This is a genomic window from Streptomyces eurythermus, assembly GCF_014649115.1.
In the GTDB taxonomy this organism is placed as follows: Bacteria; Actinomycetota; Actinomycetes; order Streptomycetales; family Streptomycetaceae; genus Streptomyces; species Streptomyces eurythermus.
In genome coordinates this window covers 165,307-182,424 of record NZ_BMSK01000009.1, presented here as the reverse complement: position 1 = coordinate 182,424, position 17,118 = coordinate 165,307, and the positions used below count along the sequence as shown (strand labels likewise).

Genomic DNA, 17,118 nt, shown 5'->3' with positions numbered 1-17,118 from the left:
CCCACTTTGGCAACGCTGTTGCGAAAGTGCAAGCGGAGGGGAGAATGGGGGCGTGAAGAGGAGCGAGCCGAGGGCGGGGATGACGGGGGACAAGGGCGTGGCGGGGGCGAATCTCGGGCTGGTGCGCAGCCACAACACGGCACTGGTGCTGGGGCTGCTGCGGGATGCCGGGACCGAGGGCATCAGTCGGCTGGAGCTGGCCGAGCGCACCGGGCTGACCCCGCAGGCCGTCAGCAAGATCACCGCGCGGCTGCGGGCGGAGGGGTTCGCCGCGGAGGCCGGGCGGCGGGCGTCGACCGGGGGCAAGCCGCGGACCGTGCTGCGGCTGGTGCCGGAGGCGGGGCACGCCGTCGGGGTGCATCTGGACCGCGACGAACTGCGCGCCGTGCTCGTCGAACTGGACGGGGCGGTGGTGGCCGAGCGGCGTGCGGAACTGGACCTGGGGGCCGGGGCCGAGGCCGTGCTGGGGGCGGTGTGCGCGGCGGTACGCGATGTCGTGCGGGACCTGCCCGGTGCGGGCGGTGAGGACCTCGCCGGGGTCGGGTCGCTGGTCGGGGCGGGGGTGGCGCTGCCCGGCCCGCTGGACCACGCGCGCGGGGTGCTCCACCGGGTCACCGGGTTCCCCGAGTGGGACGGCTTTCCGCTGCGGGACGCGCTCGCGCGGCGGCTGGGGGTGCCGGTGGTGGTCGACAAGGACACCAACGCGGCGGCCCTCGGGCTGGCCGTGGGCGGCGCGCAGGAGGTGGCGGGCCGGTCGTTCGCGTATCTGCACCTCGGTACGGGGCTCGGCGCCGGGCTGGTGATCGACGGCGGCGTCCACCGCGGGGCGCGCACCGGGGCGGGGGAGTTCGGCCACCAGGTGATCCAGCTGGACGGACCGCCGTGCGAGTGCGGGAACCGGGGCTGCGTGGAGGCACTGTGCCTCGGCGCGGCGGCCCGGGGCGAGCTCGCCGAGGCGGCACGGGTACTGGGGGTGGCGGCCGGAAACCTGGTCGGGCTGCTGGACATCGACGGGGTGCTGCTCGGAGGACGTACGGTCGCCGGCGCGCCGGACGTGTACGCACGGGGCGTCGCCGAGGTACTGGCCGCACGCGCCCGACGCGAGGGAGCGGGCGAGGACGTCCCGGTACGCATCGCCCCACGAGCCGAACGCCTGGTCTCCGAGGGAGCCGCCCAACTACTCCTGGCACCGCTGTTCGGCCGGGGGGACGCCTGAGAGCACCCCGAAGGGGCGCGGGGAACTGCGCGCCCGGCCACGATGGTCCCGCGCGTGGCGACCGGCCGGTGGCCCCGTGACGCCGTTCGGTATTCGGCGGGCGGCAGCGCGACTCCCCAGGGGCGCGGGGAACTGCGCGACCGGCCACGGCGGTCCCGTGCATGGCGACCGGCCGGTGGCCCGTGGTGCTGCGCGTGTCGCCGTTGCGTATTCGGCGGGGGGCACCGCGACTTCCTCAGGGGCGCGGGGAACTGCGCGACCGGCCACGGCGGACCCGCGCCTGACGGCCGGCCGGTGCCCGTTGTCCGCTGGTAGGGGGGACCTCCCCCCCGCCCCCGGCATGGCGGCGCCGTCGCCCCCGCCCCACCCGGCAGGGTCATGTGTTCATGCGACTGCGCACGCCCCTGCCCCTCTGCCTCACCGCGACCGCGGCCGCCGCCGCCCTCCTCCCCGCGCCCCCCTCCGCCGCCCACGCCCGTACCGCCGCCCCCGCGCCCCCCTCCGCCGCCCACGCCCGTACCGCCGCCCCCGCGCCCCCCTCCTGCACCGCCGCCGACGCCCGCACCTTCCCGCTGGCCACCCGCATCCGCGGCGGCCCCGCGTCGTACGAGGCCGGCGGCAGGCCCCGCACCTGGTACATCGACCTCACCAACACCACCGACCGGACCTGCGCCGGCATCCACCCGGTCGTGGTCCTCGTCGGCGACGAACGCGCGCTGCGGCCGGACCACTTCCGCCTGGACTTCTACGACGGCCCCCGCGCCCACCGGGTCGCCTTCGAGGCCACCGACGCCCAGGAACTGGTCGGCGTGCTGGAGGGCGCCGGGTTCGCCGGGTTCACCGTGCCGCCCGGCCGGACCGTCGCCGTACGGGTCCGGTTCTCGCTCGCCCCCGACGCCGCGACCGGCCGGGTCACCGCGAACGCCGCCGTCGTACAGCGGCAGGGCCAGGACGGGGACTGGGTCGGGGAGTCCGGCGCCTACCGCTTCTCGGTCACCGAGGACGGGGACGGCGACACCGGCGAGGGGGCGGAGGGCACCGACCCCGTACGGGAGGCGCGGGAGGCCCGCGTCCCGCACCCGCCCGGCACCCCCGCCCCGGCGGCCCCTTCCCCGGCCCCCCGGGCCGCCCGTACGCCGCTCACGGCCGCCCTCGTCCCCCTGTTCACCCTGCTCGGCGCCGCCACCGTCGCCTTCCTCCTGGTCCGCGCCCGCCGCTGACCGCCCCCGCCCCGCACCCGCGCCCCCCTCCCCACCCCCTCCGTCACCGACCCGGTCTGCGACGATCCCCCCGTGGACTACCCCAACGACCAGGCCCCCGGCGCCCCCGTCCGCTCCGGCATCCCCGAGCACGGGCGCATCCCCAAGTACTACGCGGTGAAGGCGCGGATCGCCGCGCTGCTGGAGGAGCTGGGGGAGGGCGGCGTCATCCCCACCGAGCGGGATCTCGCCGAGCGGTACGACGTGGCCCGCGAGACCGTGCGGCAGGCCGTGCGGGACCTGGTGCTGGAGGGCCGGCTGCGGCGCCGGGGCCGGGGCACGGTGGTCGCCGGACCCAAGCTGGCCCAGCCGCTGTCCCTGGCCAGCTACACCGAGGGCGTACGCCGGCAGGGGCGCACACCCGGCCGCAGCCTCGTCACCCTCGACCGGTTCCCGTGCCCGGAGCCGCTCGCCGCCGAGACCGGGATCGGCCGCGGCGAACCCGTCTGGCACCTGGAGCGCGTGCTGCTCGCCGACGACGAGCGGGTGGGCCTGGAGAGCACGTACGTCGCCGTCGCGCGGGTGCCCCGGCTGGACACGGACTTCGACCCGGACTCCTCCTTCTACGGCTATCTCGCCGCCCAGGGCATCTCCTTCGGCGACGCGGACGAGCGGATCGAGACCGTCCTGGCCACGCCCCGCGAGGCCCTGCTCATCGGCACCCCGCCCGCCCTGCCCATGCTGCTGATCCACCGGATCTCCCGGGACACCGGGGGCCGCCCGCTGGAGCGGGTGCGGTCGCTGTACCGGGGCGACCGCTTCTCCTTCACCACCCACCTCCAGGGCTGAGGAACCCCGCCCGCCCCGCACACCACCCACGTATCACAAAAAGATAACGGGTCTAGCCCAAACGTGATGGCTCGTTCACGCTCTCGTTGTCAGCCGGATGTCTCCGGTTCCCGAATCACGAGGAGCGTTGCCGCCGTGAGAGTCACAGTCGTCGGAGCAGGCGTGGTGGGCACCATGCACGCCTGGCACGCAGTGGAACGCGGCCACCAGGTCGTCCAGATCGAGCGCGAGGCCGAGGCGCGCGGCGCCTCGCTGCGCAACTTCGGGCAGATCTGGGTGAGCGGGCGCGCGGGTGGAGAAGAGCTGGAAGCCGCCCTGCGGGCGCGGGAGCTGTGGGAGGGGATCGGCGGCCGGGTGCCGGCGCTGGGCTTCCGCCCCAACGGCTCCCTCACCCCGGTCCGCGGCCCGCTCGAACTCGCCGTCGCGGAGGCGGCCGTGGCCCGCGCGGACGCCGCCGCCCGCGGCTACAAGCTGCTCACCCCCGGCGAGGCCCGCGCCCTGAACCCCGCCCTGCGCGGCGACTTCACCGCCGCCCTGTACTGCGAGCGGGACGCGGCCGTGGAGCCCCGTACCGCCCAGCTCGCCCTGCGCGCGGAGCTGCTGAAGTCCCCGAACTACACCTTCCTGCCGGGCCGGGAGGTGCGCGACGTGACCGGCGCCGGGACCGTCCGCGACGACCACGGGGACATCCACCACGCCGACGCCGTCGTGCTGTGCACCGGCGCCTGGCTCGGCGGACTCGTCCGCGAACTGGCCGGCCCGGATCTCCCGGTGCGCCGCGTCCGCCTCCAGATGATGCAGACCGACCCGCTCGGCGAGCCGCTGACCACCTCCGTCGCCGACGCCGACAGCTTCCGCTACTACCCGGCGTACGCCTCGGAGGCCCTGGACGAGCTGAACGCCCGCCGGCCGCAGCCGGACACCGCCGCCGCGCACAAGATGCAGCTGCTCATGGTGCAGCGCGCCGACGGCGGCCTGACCATCGGCGACACCCACGAGTACGAGCACCCCTTCGCCTTCGACACCGTCGAGGAGCCCTACGAGCACCTCACCGGCGTCGTGGAGTCCCTCCTCGGCCGGCCGCTGCCGCGTGTGCGGCACCGCTGGGCGGGCGTGTACGCGCAGTGCACCGACCCCGGCAAGGTCGTCCACCGCCAGCAGGTGCACGAGGGGGTGTGGCTGGTCACCGGGCCCGGCGGGCGCGGCATGACCTGCGCCCCCGCGATAGCCGAGACCACCGCGAACGAACTGGGCTGGTGAGCACCCCCATGACACCCGTCACCCCGAACACCCCGGCCGGCCCCGGCATCCGCCTCGTCGTCCTCGACATGGCCGGCACCACCGTCGCCGACGGCGGCCTGGTCGAGCGCGCCTTCGCCGCTGCCGCCGCCGAGCTGGGCGTCGAGCCCGGCTCCGCCGAGCACGCCGAGCACCTGGCCTACGTCCGCGCCACCATGGGCGAGTCCAAGATCTCCGTCTTCCGCCACCTCTTCGGCGACGAGGACCGCGCCCGGCGCGCCAACACCGCCTTCGAGAAGGCGTACGGCGACCTGGTCGACCAGGGCCTGATCGCGCCGGTCCCCGGCGCCCGCGAGGCCATCGAGGAACTGACCGGGGCCGGCCGTACCGTCGTCCTCACCACCGGCTTCGCCCGGGTCACCCAGGACGCCATCCTGGACGCCCTCGGCTGGCGCGGCCTGGTGCCGCTCACCCTGTGCCCGGCCGACGCCGGCGGGCGCGGGCGGCCGTACCCGGACATGGTGCTGGAGGCGTTCGTCCGCACCAAGGCGGCCGACGACGTACGGCAGATCGCGGTGGCCGGCGACACCTCGTACGACGTGCTCAGCGGCGTCCGCGCCGGGGCCGGGCTGGTCGCCGGCGTGCGCACCGGCGCACACGGCGACGCCGAGTTCACCGCCGCCGGTGCCACCCATGTCCTCGACTCCGTCGCCGGCCTGCCCGGCCTGCTCGCCGGGGACCGCTGACATGGGCATCCGCTTCGACTCCGTCACGGTCGCCTATGACGGCAACGTCGTCCTCGACTCCCTCGACCTGACCGTCGAGCCCGGCGAGGTCATGGCGCTCCTCGGACCGTCCGGATCCGGCAAGACCACCGCGCTGCGGGCGGTCGCCGGGTTCGTGCGGCCCGCGTCCGGGCGGGTGTACCTCGGCGGCGAGGACGTGACGGACCTCCCGCCGTACCGGCGCGGCATCGGCATGGTCGTCCAGAGCTACGCCCTCTTCCCGCACCTGCGCGTGGACGAGAACGTGGCCTTCGGGCTCAAGGCCCGCCGCACCCCCAAGGGCGAGATACGGCAGCGGGTCGCCGAGGCGCTGGAGCTGACCGGCATGGCCGGCTACGCCCGCCGCCACCCGCGCGAGCTGTCCGGCGGGCAGCAGCAGCGCGTCGCGATCGCCCGCGCGCTCGCCATCCGGCCCCGCGTGCTCCTCCTGGACGAGCCGCTGTCCGCGCTGGACGCCCGGCTGCGCTCCGGCATGCTCACCGAACTCGCCCGGCTGCACCGCGAACTGCCCGACGTGTCGATGCTGTACGTCACCCACGACCAGGTCGAGGCGCTGACCCTGGCCGACCGGATCGCGGTGATGGACTCGGCCCGGCTGCGGGCGTGCGGCACGCCGAGGGAGCTGTACCGGGCGCCTACCGACGCCTTCACCGCGTCCTTCGTGGGCGGCGCCAACCTGGTCCCGGTGACCGTGACGGCCGGCGGGGTGTCCCTCGCGGGCACCGAGCTGAAGCTCGACACGGCCGGGGCCGCCGTGGGCGCCCGTGCCACGCTCTGCGTACGGCCGCACCTGGTCGGGCTGGGCGAGGGACCCAACCGGCTCCCGGGCACCGTACGGGAGATCCAGTGGCGCGGCGCCACGCACCGGCTGTACGTCGAGGTCGACGGGCACACGGTGATGGCGGACGTACGCGAACTGAAGGCTCCGCCGGCCCTCGGGGACACGGTGGACCTGCACTTCGCGCCCGACGACGGGGTGCTGCTGCCCGCGGGAGTCAGCCATGGCTGAGGTTGTCGGGAATCCGAAGGTGGTCCGTGGCCGGGCGCGCCCACGCGGCGGCAGCCGCAAATCGAAGACGGGCCCGCGCCCCTTCGGGGCGCTTGCCTGGGCCCTTCCACCAGTAGCCGCCCTCGTCCTCTTCTTCCTCTACCCCCTCGCCCTCGTCGTCCGCCAGTCCCTGCGGCCCGACACCGGCGGCACCTCCCTCCAGGCGTACGCCGACGTCTTCGCCTCGGAAGCGTTCCGGCACGCGCTGTGGACCACCGTGTGGCTGGCGCTGGCCGCCACCGCCGGCTGTCTGCTCCTGGGGTTCCTGCTGGCGCTGGTCATCGCGTTCGTGCCGTTCCCCGGCGCGAGGGCGGTGGCCCGGTTCATCGACGTGTACCTGTCCTTCCCGTCCTTCCTGATCACGCTGGCGCTGCTGTTCCTGTACGGCGGCACGGGCGTCGTCGGCTCCTTCCAGTTCCTCACCACGCCCTGGGGCGTGCTGCTGGCGGAGGTCACCTACTTCACGCCGTTCGTGATGCGTCCGCTGCTCGCCGCGTTCGCGCAGCTCGACACCGCCCAGCTGGAGGCGGCCAGTTCGCTCGGGGCGCGGGCGCCCCGCATCGTCCGGCGGGTGATCCTGCCCGAGGCGCTGCCCGCGCTCGCGGCCGGCGGCAGCCTGGTCCTGGTGCTGTGCCTGAACGAGTTCGGGATCGTGCTGTTCACCGGCGCGAAGGGGGTCACCACCCTGCCGATGCTCGTCTACGGCAAGGCGATCCTGGAGTCCGACTACCCGGGCGCCTGCGCGGTCGCCGTCGTCAACGTCCTGATCTCCGTGGGCCTGTACGGCCTGTACCGGGTGGTGAGCCGTCGTGCTGGTGCATAGCCGCAAGGCCAGATGGGCCGCCTGGGCGGTGTTCCTCGTCCTGTTCCTGCCGCTGTTCGCGCTGCCGCTGCTGGTCATCCTGGGCGCCTCCTTCGCCACCCACTGGTCCGGTGCCCTGCCCTCCGGCCCCACCCTGGACCACTACCGCTCCGCCACCCGCGGCGAGGCCCTCCAGGCGCTCACCACCAGCCTGGTCACGGCGGTCGCCGCCAGCCTGCTCGCGCTGACCGCAGGCACCTGGGCCGCGCTGGCCGGGGCCGCCCTGAGGAAACGCCACCGCCGGGTACTGGACGCCCTGTTCGTGCTGCCGGTCGCCGTGCCGTCGGTGGTGGTGGGCCTCGCGGTGCTGGTGGCGTTCTCCCAGCCGCCGCTGCTGCTCAACGGCACCCGGTGGATCGTGATCACCGCCCACACCGTGCTGGTCACCGCCTTCGCCCACCAGTCGGTGTCGGCCGCCCTGACCCGCCTGGACCCGGCCTACGAACAGGCCGCCGCCTCCCTCGGCGCCCGCCCCGCCTACATCCTGTTCCGGGTGCGGCTGCCGCTGCTGCTGCCCTCCCTGACCGCCGCCGCCGGCCTGTGCTTCGCCCTGTCCATGGGCGAGCTGAGCGCCACGATGATGCTCTACCCGCCGGACTGGACCCCGCTGCCCGTGCTGGTCTACGCGGCCACCGACCGGGGCGCCCTGTTCACCGGGTCCGCCGTCGCCGTGGTCCTGATGGCGGCAACCCTGCTCGTCCTGTTCGCCGTCTCCCGGGTCCGCACCCGGGCCTCCTACCGCTGAACCCTCCCCGGATCACCCCCGTCACCTCGCCAGGAGACCGCTCCGCCATGCCCAGAAACCGCGTCCCGCTCGCCGTGGCCCTCGCCCTGATCGCCGCGCCCGCGCTGTCCGCCTGCGGCTCCTCCGCCGCCTCCGACGCCAAGGTCGTCACCGTCTACAGCGCCGACGGCCTCAAGGGCGAGAACGGCGACGGCTGGTACGACCAGGTCTTCGAGGACTTCCAGAAGCAGACCGGCATCAAGGTGAAGTACGTCGAGGGCGGCTCCGGCGAGATGGTGCAGCGCGCCGTCCGCGAGCGCGGCAACCCGCAGGCCGATGTGCTGGTCACCCTGCCGCCGTTCATCCAGCAGGCCGCCGGCAAGGGCCTGCTGCAGAAGTACGCCCCGGCCGGCGCCGACCAGGTCGCGGGCGCCGACAAGGCCGCCGACTCCACCTGGACCTCGGTCGTCACCAACTACTTCGGGTTCGTCTACAACAAGAAGGAGCTGAAGCAGCCCCCGAAGACCTGGGACGAACTGCTCGGCGCCCGCTACAGGAACAAGCTCCAGTACTCCACCCCGGGCGTCGCCGGCGACGGAACGGCCGTACTCATCAAGGCGATGCACGACTTCGGCGGCAAGGAGCGGGCCCTCGCCTATCTGAAGAGGCTCCAGACCAACAACGTCGGCCCGTCCGCCTCCACCGGCAAGCTCGCCCCCAAGGTGGACAAGGGCGAACTCCTCGTCGCCAACGGCGATGTGCAGATGAACTACGCCCAGACCAAGACCATGCCGAACCTCGGCATCTGGTTCCCGGCCGGCACCGACGGCAAGCCCACCACGTTCGCCCTGCCGTACGCGGCCGGCCTGGTCACCAAGGCCCCGCACAGCGCCAACGGAAAGAAGCTGCTCGACTTCATGCTCGCCCGCAAGCAGCAGCAGGAGGTCAGCGCGATCGGCGGCGGCTTCACCGCCCGCCAGGACGTCGAGGCCACCGACGCCAACGCGGTCGCGCTGACCCGGCTGATGGACGGCGTGGAGGTCTTCGAACCCGACTGGAACGACATCGAGAAGAACCTCAGCGCCTACGTCGAGGACTGGAAGTCCGCGACCGGCAGTTGATTTCCCCGCCGCGCGGCCGTAGACAGCCCCGCACCGCGGGACCGCACGCCCCTGGCACCACCGGGGCGTCGCCATGCCCGTACGCACGTCCGCCCCTCTTCCTCCGGAGGAACCCGTGCCCCACCTCTCCCGCCGCTCCCTCCTCCTGTCCGCCGCCGCGGCCGCCACCGCCGGGTCGTTCACGGCCGTCGCCCGGGCCGCGGCCCGGGCCCCGAAGGTGCTGGTCATCGGCCTGGACGGGGCCCTGCTCAGCCGGATCAAGGACGCCGACGCGCCGAACCTGGACGCCCTGATGGCGGCCGGGCTCACCGCGCCCAGCAGCATCTACGCCAACCCGCTCGCCCCGACCCTGTCCGGCCCCGGCTGGTCGACGATCATCACCGGTGTCTGGCCCGACAAGCACAACGTGAGGGACAACGCCTTCACCAGCGCCCGGTTCACCCAGTACCCGGACTTCCTCACCCGCGCCGAGACCGCGAACCCGGCCCTGTCCACGTACGCCGTCGCCTCCTGGACGCCGCTCACCGACACCGTGTTCTCCGCGAAGGTCGACACCCGCGTCTCCACCCCGAGCGCCGAGTACGACACCGGCACCACCTCCCGCGCGGTCGCCCGGCTGCGGGACGGGAACCCGGACGCGGTCTTCGTCCACCTGGACAACATCGACCACGCCGGCCACACCTACGGCGCCGCCTCGCAGCAGTACCTCGACGCCATCAAGGGCGCCGACGCCCAGGTGGGGCAGATCGTGGCCGCGGTGAAGGCCCGGCCGTCGTACGCCGCCGAGGACTGGCTGATCATGGTCACCGCCGACCACGGCCACACCGACGCCGGCGGCCACGGCGGCTCCACCCTCCAGGAGCGGCAGACGTTCCTCATCGCCACCGGCTCGGCGCTCGCGCCCGGATCGGTGCGCCACGACGTGAAGATGCCGGACGTCGCCGCCTCCGCCCTCGCCCACCTCGGCATCCCCCTCGACCCCGCCTGGGGGCTGGACGGCCGGCCCGTCCAGCAGCCCACCCCGGACGACTTCGACGCCCTGCGCGGCTCGCTCGCGACCCGCGTGGACGAGACCGGCATCCCGGCGGCCCTCGTCGGCTTCACCCACACCCCGCCGCCCGGCTGGTCCGTCGACAACTCGGCGATGGGCGGCGGCGGGGTCACCGAGTGGCGCGGCTGGTCCTTCACCACCGACGAGTTCTGGACCCAGGCCCAGCGCGACCAGAACCGCGAGTCCAACATCCGCGCCCGGAACGTCTTCGCGGTCGCCGACGGCGACGAGTGGACCGACAAGTCCTTCACCGGCACCTTCGACTCCACCCTGGTCAGCCCCGCCTACCCGGTCACCGGCGGCGGCACGGCCGTGCTGACGTACACCACGTACTACCGGCACGAGTCCCCGCAGAAGGGCGAGGTCCTCGTCTCCTACGACGGCGGCACCCCGGTGACGGTGCGGACGTACACCGCCGACGTGCCCTCGCGCACCGAGACCGTCACCCTCCAGGTCCCGGCGGGCGCCACCAGCGCCCGGGTCCGGTTCCGTTACACCGGCGGCAACAACTGGTACTGGGTGATCGACGGGGTCCGGATCGGCGTGTCCTGACTAGGCTGGGGGCGTCGGTACGCCGTGGTTCCGGCGCCCCCCGTTTTCCGTTCGCACGCAGGCCAGGAGACGCAGCACATGGCAGACCGCAAGCCCATCGAGTCGTGGCTCACCGACATGGACGGCGTCCTGATCCACGAGGGCGTGCCCATTCCCGGGGCCGACGCCTTCCTGAAGAAGCTGCGCGAGTCCGGCCGGCCCTTCCTGGTGCTCACCAACAACTCCATCTACACCGCCCGCGATCTGCACGCCCGGCTGCGCCGGATGGGCCTGGACGTGCCGGTGGAGAACATCTGGACCTCGGCGCTGGCCACCGCCCAGTTCCTGAACGACCAGCGGCCCGGCGGCAGCGCCTACGTCATCGGCGAGGCGGGCCTGACCACCGCCCTGCACGACATCGGCTACATCCTCACCGACCACGAGCCCGACTTCGTGATCCTCGGCGAGACCCGCACCTACTCCTTCGAGGCGCTGACCAAGGCCGTCCGGCTGATCAACAACGGCGCCCGGTTCATCGCCACCAATCCCGACAACGTCGGCCCCTCCACCGAGGGCGACCTGCCCGCCACCGGCTCGGTCGCCGCGCTGATCACCGCCGCCACCGGCAAGAAGCCGTACTTCGTCGGCAAGCCCAACCCGCTGATGATGCGGGCCGGGCTGAACGCGGTCGGCGCGCACTCCGAGACCTCGGCGATGATCGGGGACCGGATGGACACCGACGTGCTCGCGGGCCTGGAGGCCGGGATGCGCACCTTCCTGGTGATGACCGGCGTCACCCAGCCCGCCGACATCGACCGCTACCCGTTCCGCCCGTCCCAGGTCGTCGACTCCATCGCGGACCTGGTCGACCTGGTCTGAGCGGCGCGGCCCGGGCGGTTCCGGCAGCGGGTTCCACCCGGCCGAAACCCCGTCTCACCCGTTCGGAGCAGCAGGGCGCCTCCCGAGGATGCGGAGGCGCCCGGTGCGGGGGAGCCTCCAGATAACTGGAGGTTCACGATGGGCTCACTACGCCTCACTGTCCGTACCGCAATCCTCGCCGCCGCGCTCGCCGCGGCCGTCCCCGCGGCGCACGCGGCGGACGGCGGCGGCTCGGTCGCCGTGACCCCCGCCTCCCCGGCGCCCGGCGCCGATCTCACCGTGCGCACCGAGGGCTGCGCGGGCGGGCAGGGCAGCGCCGCCTCGGCCGCCTTCGTCTCCGACGCCCGCCTGACCGGCGGCGGGGGCGCCCTGACCGGCGAGACCCGGGTCCGCTCCGACCTGGAGCCGGGCGCCTACACCGTGAAGGCCGTCTGCGGCGACCGGGTGATCACCGGCAGCCTCACGGTCGGCGGGCCGGACGGCGCCCGCCCCGCCGCGCCCATCGCCCCGGCCACCGCCGCCGCCTCCCCGATCGCCCCGGTCCCGGCGGGCGGCGGCGGCACCGCGCACTTCGCCACCGTCGCCACCAGCGGCTCCGGCCCCGACACCGGCCAGGCGGTGACCGGCCTGGCGCTGGCCGGCCTCGCCGCGCTCGCCGTCGGACTGCGCGCCCGCCGCACCCGCTCCACCCGCTCCGGCCGCTGACCGCCCGTGTCCGGTGAGCAGGGGCACGGCGGTGGTACCGGGCGGCTGGTCACCGCCCTGACCTGGGCACTGCTGCTGTGCGGACTGTGGCTGTGGGGACGCGGGGTGACCGATGTGACGCGCGGCGCGGACGGCGCCGCCACGGGCGACGTGTTCGCCGCGGGCCGCGCCGGCGACCCCGCCCGGCTGCCCGGCGCGGCCCGGCCGCTGCCCGACGCGGTGCCCCAGCGCGTCGACATCCCCGCGCTGGGCGTGACGGCCCCGGTGGTGACCCGCGGGCTGGACGCCCGGGGCGCGATCGACCCGCCGCCCTACGACCAGCCGGGTGTGGTCGGCTGGTACGGCGCCGGCCCGAAGCCCGGCGCGGCCGGGGCGGCCCTGCTGGTGGGCCACGTCGACACCACGACCCGGCCGGCCGTCTTCTACCGGCTCAGCAGCCTCAAGCCGGGCCACACCGTGCGGGTGGTCCGCGCGGACGGCAAGGTCGCCGAGTTCACCGTGGACGACATCCGGGTCCTGCCCCGCGACGGCTTCGACGCCCACCAGGCGTACGGCCCGCGCCGGCCCGGCCGCGCCGAGCTGCGCCTGATCACCTGCGGGGGTTCCTTCGACCGGGCCGACGGCAGCTACACCGCGAACGTGGTCGTCTCCTCGTACCTGACGGGCGTGTCGGGATGAGCGGTCAGGGGGTGGCCGTCGGCGCCTGGGACAGGCGGGTGCGCAGGTTGCCGAAGTGGTCCCTTATGGCGCGCTCGGCCCGCAGCGAGTCCCCGGAGCGCACCGCGTCCACGATCTCCCGGTGCTGGCGGCAGGTGACCCGGGGGTCCTGCGGTGCCGCCGCCAGATCGCGCCGCACCCGGTGGAAGGCGTCCCAGAACGCCTCCAGCACCTCGCCGAGCAGCACGTTGTCCAGGCCCCGGTACAGCGTGGCGTGAAAGGCGCGGTCGGTCTCGGCGAGCCCGGTGCCCTCGGCGGCCTGCCGTTCCATCCGGTCCACCAGCGCGTCCAGCTCGGCCAGGTCCGCCTCCTCCAGCCGTCCGGCCAGCCGGGACACCAGCCCCGTCTCCACGGCCTCGCGCAGCTCCAGCAGCTGGAGCAGCGAGTCCTCGCCCCGGTAGTGGCCGGCCACGGTCCGGAAGGCCAGCCCCTCGATCATCGGCGCGAACGACATGGAGCCGACGTACGTCCCGAAGCCGTGCCGGATCTCCACGATGCCCATCGCCTGGAGCGCCTTCAGGGCCTCCCGCACCGAGTTCCGGCTCGCCCCGAGCAGCCGCATCAGCTCCGGCTCGGTGGGCAGCGGGGCACCCGAGGGCAGCCGCCGGTCCACGATCAGCTTCTTGATCCGCTCCTGAAGGTCCCGGGCTGCCATGGCCAGAGCGTAACCGCCCGTCCGCACCCCGGGCAGACGAAAAGCCCCCCGCCGAGGCGGGGGGCTTTTCCGTCGGTGCGCCGCCAGGGACTCGAACCCCGGACCCGCTGATTAAGAGTCAGCTGCTCTAACCAACTGAGCTAGCGGCGCCTGCTGACGGAGAAAACTCTACCGGAGGTTTGAGAGTGCTCCGGACCGTTTTTCGGTGGCCCGTACCCCGGGTGGGGGCCCCGCGTACATCATTCGGACCGTCAGAATGCGCGTTTTCAAGGCGGTTGGGAAACTGATCAACGTGCGCACTCGCGGACACATCTCCCAGAATGTGAGGCAGATCGCATGACCGCTCCGATGTTCGAGGAAGTCGACCCCGCGAGCGACTGCCTCTGCCCCGGTTGCCGTCTCTCCCGGCACAGCTCCCCCCGCCCGTACCCCGGCCTCGCCCGCCCGGCGGCCCGCGCCGCCGTGGTCGTGACCGCCGCCTCCGCCGCCCTCGGCGCGCTGCCCCCGGCCGTCGCCATCGCCGCCCCCGGCCAGGCCCCGCACCGCGCGGCGCTGCCCGGCGACGAGGAGTTCGCCACCCCGCAGGGCCCCTGGGCCCCGCTGTACGGCAGACCGGGCGGCCCCGAGAAGACCCCCGCCGAACCGATCCCGGCCACCACCCGCGCCGACATCATCAAGCGCGCCAAGACCTGGGTGGACGCCAAGGTGCCGTACAGCATGACGGCCTTCTGGTCCGACGGCTACCGGCAGGACTGCTCGGGCTATGTCTCCATGGCCTGGGGCCTGCCGAACAACGAGTGGACCGGCAGCCTCGGCGAGTTCGGCGTGAAGATCACCAAGGCGGAGCTGGAACAGGGGGACATCCTGCTGTTCCACAACCCCGACAACCCCGAGAAGGGCTCCCACGTAGTGATCTTCGGCGGCTGGACGGACGACAAGCACACCTCGTACACGGCCTACGAGCAGACACCCCCGCACGCCCGCCGCCAGACCACCCCCTACGCCTACTGGAGCAACTCCGACAAGTACGTCCCCTACCGCTACAAGGGCCTGCCGCAGGGCGCGGCCGGCGCCCGGGCGGCCGGCGGCGCGAGGACGGCGGTGCCCTATCCGGGCGCGGCCTTCTTCCGGCCCGGCGCGGCCAACGACCACGTCGCCCGGCTCCGCGCCCGGCTGGCGCACAAGGGGTACGGCCGGTTCTACGCCGACGACCCCGGCCCGCGCTGGGGCGAGGCGGACCGCAGGGCCGTCGAGGCGTTCCAGCGGTCCCAGGGCTGGCGGGGCGGCGCCGCGGACGGTCATCCGGGGCCGGAGACCTGGCGCCGCCTGTTCGCCTAGGCCCCTTTTTTCTTCCCCGCCCCTTCCCGGACCGCCTTCCCGTTCCCGGACCGGGCACGTTCTCTCGTCCACCCCCCTGTTCATGACGCGTCTGGCGCGGAGGCTGGAGCACGCATGAGTACGACCACATCCCACACCCCGCCCGAGTCCGAGGGGCAGTCGGACGGTGCCGCCCCCGGTGCCGGTGTCCGGCCGCCCCGGCTGATCCAGAACGAGGCGACCACCGAGATCCCCGTCCACCTGCTCTTCCGCGACGGTCCCGACCCGGTGCGGGTGCCGCTCGCACCGGCGCTGGTGGGCCGCCGGCAGGGCACCGGTGAGCGGCCCCGGCCCGGCCGCCCGGTGCCGGTGCGCCGCCGGCCGCTGCCGGAGACCGACCCGGAGCTCGCGGAGCGCCCGGCGCGGGTGCTGCCCGGGGCGGCCGGGCTGTTCGCGGGGGCCTGCGGGCTCACCGGCGCGCTGGTCACCACCTGGTGGGCGGGGCTGCTGCCGCCGGCGGGCCGGGCGCTGGGGCTGCCGGCGGGCACCGGTTCCGGACTCGGCCTGGCCCACTGGGCCGCTTACGCCGGGTCCGGGCTGCTGGGCGCGGCCGGGTTCGGCGGGCTGACCCGGGGGCGGGCCGGGCGGGCCTGGGTGCTGGGGCTGTTCGGGCGGTACCGGGGGACGGTCCGGCGCACCGGGCTGCTGTGGGTGAATCCGCTGGTGCCGCGCCGCCGGGTGGATGTGCGGCTGCGGCACTGGCGCAGCGAGGCGATGCCGGCGGTGGACCCGGACGGGATGGCGCTGCGGGTGGTGGTGCTGGTGGTGTGGCGGGTGCGGGACACCGCGCGGGCCCTGCTTGGCGTCGACGACCACGAGACGTATCTGCGCGCGTGTGTGGAGGCGGCGCTGGCGAGGGTGCCGGTGGAGCCGGCGGGCGGCGCGCGGGGCGGGACGACGGCGGCCGGGGACGCGCTGACCCGGCTGGTGGCCGAGGAGACCGCGCCGGTGGGGGTGGAGGTGTTCTCGGTGCAGCCGGTCCGGGTGGAGTACGCCCCCGAGGTGGCCGCCGCGGTGCACCGGCGCCGGATCGCCGCGCTGGACGCCCGGCAGCGGGCGAGCCTGCTCGGCTCGGTGGTGGACTCGGTGGAGGACACGGTGACCCGGCTGACCACGCGCGGTCTGGTCGAACTGGACGACTACGACCGCAAGGTGCTGGTCCGGGACCTGACGGTGGCGTTCTGCTCGGGGCGCGGGGAGCCGGTGTAGCGGCGCGACGAACCTCTGCGCGATTGGTATGGACACGTTCAACTAACGGCAATAATCTGAGACTTGGTCTAGACCTACCTGCACGGCGCACCGAACTCCCAGAACACCCCACGTTCCCCAGGAGCGGCAGCATGCGCACCAAGACCAAGTTGTCCGCGGTCGTACTGGGCGCGGTGACCGCCGGAGCGTTCGCGCTCTCCACCGGCGGTGCCAGCGGCCATGGCTACACCGATCTCCCCATCAGCAGGCAGAAGCTCTGTCAGAACGGCACCGTGACCAACTGCGGCCAGATCCAGTGGGAGCCGCAGAGTGTCGAGGGCCCCAAGGGCTTCCCGGCCGGCGGACCCGCCGACGGCCAGATCTGCAACGCCGGGCTGGGGCAGTTCGCCCAGCTCAGCGCGCCGAAGACGCCGTCCGGCGCGGCCTGGCCGACCACGAAGGTGACGGGCGGCCAGTCGTACGGCTTCCGCTGGCAGTTCACCGCCAGGCACGCCACGACGGACTTCAAGTACTACATCACCAAGCCGGGCTGGAACCAGACCCACAACCTCGCCCGCTCCGACCTCAACCTCACGCCGTTCCTGACGGTGCCCTACGGCGGCCAGCAGCCGCCGTCCACGCTCAGCCACAGCGGCACCCTGCCGTCCGGCCTGAGCGGGCACCACGTCATCGTCTCGGTGTGGACGATCGCCGACACGGGCAACGCGTTCTACGCCTGCTCGGACGTCACCTTCTGAGCGCATACCGAAAGGCCCCCCGCCGAGGCGAGGGGCCTTTCCCAGGTGCGCCGCCAGGGACTCGAACCCCGGACCCGCTGATTAAGAGTCAGCTGCTCTAACCAACTGAGCTAGCGGCGCATGACTCCCGCCTGCCTCGGGTTTTTCCTTCCCGCGGCCGGCGACGAAGAAAATACTACCTGGTCCGAAGGGGTGCTCGTGACCACCCCGGCGA

The 17,118-nt window shown here is 74.0% G+C and carries 17 protein-coding genes and 2 tRNA genes; 16 read left to right on the top strand and 3 right to left on the bottom strand.

Annotated features, from left to right (window positions below; translation table 11 throughout):
• Positions 1-79 precede the first annotated feature (79 nt).
• From IE251_RS19020 to IE251_RS18960, 13 genes are all read left to right on the top strand, one after another.
• Positions 80-1,216: an ROK family transcriptional regulator gene (locus IE251_RS19020; protein WP_189754314.1), complete on the top strand. Its 1,137-nt coding sequence runs from the start codon at positions 80-82 to the stop codon at positions 1,214-1,216.
• A 386-nt stretch (positions 1,217-1,602) separates the two neighbouring features.
• Positions 1,603-2,436, top strand: a complete 834-nt coding sequence (locus IE251_RS19015) for a hypothetical protein (RefSeq protein WP_189754178.1) — start codon at positions 1,603-1,605, stop codon at positions 2,434-2,436.
• Positions 2,437-2,508: 72 nt separating this feature from the next.
• The gene (locus tag IE251_RS19010; RefSeq protein ID WP_030782603.1) at positions 2,509-3,264 is read left to right on the top strand and encodes a GntR family transcriptional regulator; all 756 of its coding nucleotides are present in this window, start codon (positions 2,509-2,511) and stop codon (positions 3,262-3,264) included.
• Positions 3,265-3,399: 135 nt separating this feature from the next.
• On the top strand, positions 3,400-4,524 hold the full coding sequence (locus IE251_RS19005) for a TIGR03364 family FAD-dependent oxidoreductase (protein WP_189754177.1): 1,125 nt from the start codon (positions 3,400-3,402) through the stop codon (positions 4,522-4,524).
• A gap of 8 nt (positions 4,525-4,532) precedes the next feature.
• Complete coding sequence (locus IE251_RS19000; protein ID WP_189754313.1) at positions 4,533-5,249, top strand: HAD family hydrolase; 717 nt, start codon at positions 4,533-4,535, stop codon at positions 5,247-5,249.
• A 1-nt stretch (position 5,250) separates the two neighbouring features.
• Positions 5,251-6,297, top strand: coding sequence for an ABC transporter ATP-binding protein (locus tag IE251_RS18995; RefSeq protein ID WP_189754176.1), 1,047 nt, complete (start codon positions 5,251-5,253; stop codon positions 6,295-6,297).
• Positions 6,290-7,159 carry a 2-aminoethylphosphonate ABC transporter permease subunit gene (locus tag IE251_RS18990; RefSeq protein ID WP_189754175.1) on the top strand — a complete coding sequence of 290 codons (870 nt, stop codon included), beginning with the start codon at positions 6,290-6,292 and terminating at the stop codon, positions 7,157-7,159. Before IE251_RS18995 ends, IE251_RS18990 begins: the two co-directional genes overlap by 8 nt.
• The gene (locus IE251_RS18985) at positions 7,146-7,943 is read left to right on the top strand and encodes an ABC transporter permease (RefSeq protein ID WP_189754174.1); all 798 of its coding nucleotides are present in this window, start codon (positions 7,146-7,148) and stop codon (positions 7,941-7,943) included. The genes IE251_RS18990 and IE251_RS18985 overlap by 14 nt, the downstream gene beginning before the upstream one ends.
• Positions 7,944-7,990: 47 nt before the next feature.
• The gene (locus IE251_RS18980) at positions 7,991-9,043 is read left to right on the top strand and encodes a 2-aminoethylphosphonate ABC transporter substrate-binding protein (RefSeq protein WP_189754173.1); all 1,053 of its coding nucleotides are present in this window, start codon (positions 7,991-7,993) and stop codon (positions 9,041-9,043) included.
• A 73-nt stretch (positions 9,044-9,116) separates the two neighbouring features.
• Positions 9,117-10,646 (top strand): alkaline phosphatase family protein, encoded by a 1,530-nt coding sequence (locus IE251_RS18975; RefSeq protein ID WP_189754172.1) that lies wholly within the window; start codon positions 9,117-9,119, stop codon positions 10,644-10,646.
• Positions 10,647-10,724: 78 nt separating this feature from the next.
• Positions 10,725-11,504 carry an HAD-IIA family hydrolase gene (locus IE251_RS18970; protein ID WP_189754171.1) on the top strand — a complete coding sequence of 260 codons (780 nt, stop codon included), beginning with the start codon at positions 10,725-10,727 and terminating at the stop codon, positions 11,502-11,504.
• A gap of 138 nt (positions 11,505-11,642) precedes the next feature.
• Positions 11,643-12,209 (top strand): hypothetical protein, encoded by a 567-nt coding sequence (locus IE251_RS18965; protein WP_189754170.1) that lies wholly within the window; start codon positions 11,643-11,645, stop codon positions 12,207-12,209.
• Positions 12,210-12,215: 6 nt separating this feature from the next.
• A complete protein-coding gene (locus IE251_RS18960; RefSeq protein WP_189754169.1) occupies positions 12,216-12,887 on the top strand; it encodes a class F sortase in 672 nt (223 codons plus the stop codon).
• A gap of 4 nt (positions 12,888-12,891) precedes the next feature.
• Here the strand turns inward: IE251_RS18960 and IE251_RS18955 are convergent, their stop codons facing one another.
• Positions 12,892-13,581 carry a FadR/GntR family transcriptional regulator gene (locus IE251_RS18955; protein ID WP_189754168.1) on the bottom strand — a complete coding sequence of 230 codons (690 nt, stop codon included), beginning with the start codon at positions 13,579-13,581 and terminating at the stop codon, positions 12,892-12,894.
• A gap of 76 nt (positions 13,582-13,657) precedes the next feature.
• A tRNA-Lys gene (locus IE251_RS18950) sits at positions 13,658-13,731 on the bottom strand.
• 186 nt (positions 13,732-13,917) lie between these two features.
• On the opposite strand from IE251_RS18950, the gene IE251_RS18945 reads away from it, so the two are divergent.
• The 3 genes from IE251_RS18945 to IE251_RS18935 all read left to right on the top strand — a co-directional run bounded on the left by IE251_RS18945 (position 13,918) and on the right by IE251_RS18935 (position 16,904).
• A complete protein-coding gene (locus tag IE251_RS18945; protein WP_189754167.1) occupies positions 13,918-14,919 on the top strand; it encodes a peptidoglycan-binding protein in 1,002 nt (333 codons plus the stop codon).
• Between the two features lie 114 nt (positions 14,920-15,033).
• Positions 15,034-16,167, top strand: a complete 1,134-nt coding sequence (locus tag IE251_RS18940; RefSeq protein ID WP_189754166.1) for an SPFH domain-containing protein — start codon at positions 15,034-15,036, stop codon at positions 16,165-16,167.
• 131 nt (positions 16,168-16,298) lie between these two features.
• Positions 16,299-16,904: a lytic polysaccharide monooxygenase auxiliary activity family 9 protein gene (locus IE251_RS18935; RefSeq protein WP_189754165.1), complete on the top strand. Its 606-nt coding sequence runs from the start codon at positions 16,299-16,301 to the stop codon at positions 16,902-16,904.
• Between the two features lie 46 nt (positions 16,905-16,950).
• Here the strand turns inward: IE251_RS18935 and IE251_RS18930 are convergent.
• Positions 16,951-17,024, bottom strand: a tRNA-Lys gene (locus IE251_RS18930).
• Positions 17,025-17,118 lie beyond the last annotated feature (94 nt).

What these genes read in the sequence shown, in the direction of transcription:
- IE251_RS18995 (WP_189754176.1), top strand. Translation starts at nt 5,251, where the DNA reads ATGGGCATCCGCTTCGACTCCGTCACGGTCGCCTATGACGGCAACGTC.
- IE251_RS18945 (WP_189754167.1), top strand. Translation starts at nt 13,918, where the DNA reads ATGACCGCTCCGATGTTCGAGGAAGTCGACCCCGCGAGCGACTGCCTC.
- IE251_RS18965 (WP_189754170.1), top strand. Translation starts at nt 11,643, where the DNA reads ATGGGCTCACTACGCCTCACTGTCCGTACCGCAATCCTCGCCGCCGCG.
- IE251_RS19020 (WP_189754314.1), top strand. Translation starts at nt 80, where the DNA reads ATGACGGGGGACAAGGGCGTGGCGGGGGCGAATCTCGGGCTGGTGCGC.
- IE251_RS18940 (WP_189754166.1), top strand. Translation starts at nt 15,034, where the DNA reads ATGAGTACGACCACATCCCACACCCCGCCCGAGTCCGAGGGGCAGTCG.
- IE251_RS19015 (WP_189754178.1), top strand. Translation starts at nt 1,603, where the DNA reads ATGCGACTGCGCACGCCCCTGCCCCTCTGCCTCACCGCGACCGCGGCC.
- IE251_RS19000 (WP_189754313.1), top strand. Translation starts at nt 4,533, where the DNA reads ATGACACCCGTCACCCCGAACACCCCGGCCGGCCCCGGCATCCGCCTC.
- IE251_RS18975 (WP_189754172.1), top strand. Translation starts at nt 9,117, where the DNA reads ATGCCCGTACGCACGTCCGCCCCTCTTCCTCCGGAGGAACCCGTGCCC.
- IE251_RS18980 (WP_189754173.1), top strand. Translation starts at nt 7,991, where the DNA reads ATGCCCAGAAACCGCGTCCCGCTCGCCGTGGCCCTCGCCCTGATCGCC.
- IE251_RS18990 (WP_189754175.1), top strand. Translation starts at nt 6,290, where the DNA reads ATGGCTGAGGTTGTCGGGAATCCGAAGGTGGTCCGTGGCCGGGCGCGC.
- IE251_RS18970 (WP_189754171.1), top strand. Translation starts at nt 10,725, where the DNA reads ATGGCAGACCGCAAGCCCATCGAGTCGTGGCTCACCGACATGGACGGC.
- IE251_RS18955 (WP_189754168.1), bottom strand. Translation starts at nt 13,581, where the DNA reads ATGGCAGCCCGGGACCTTCAGGAGCGGATCAAGAAGCTGATCGTGGAC.
- IE251_RS18935 (WP_189754165.1), top strand. Translation starts at nt 16,299, where the DNA reads ATGCGCACCAAGACCAAGTTGTCCGCGGTCGTACTGGGCGCGGTGACC.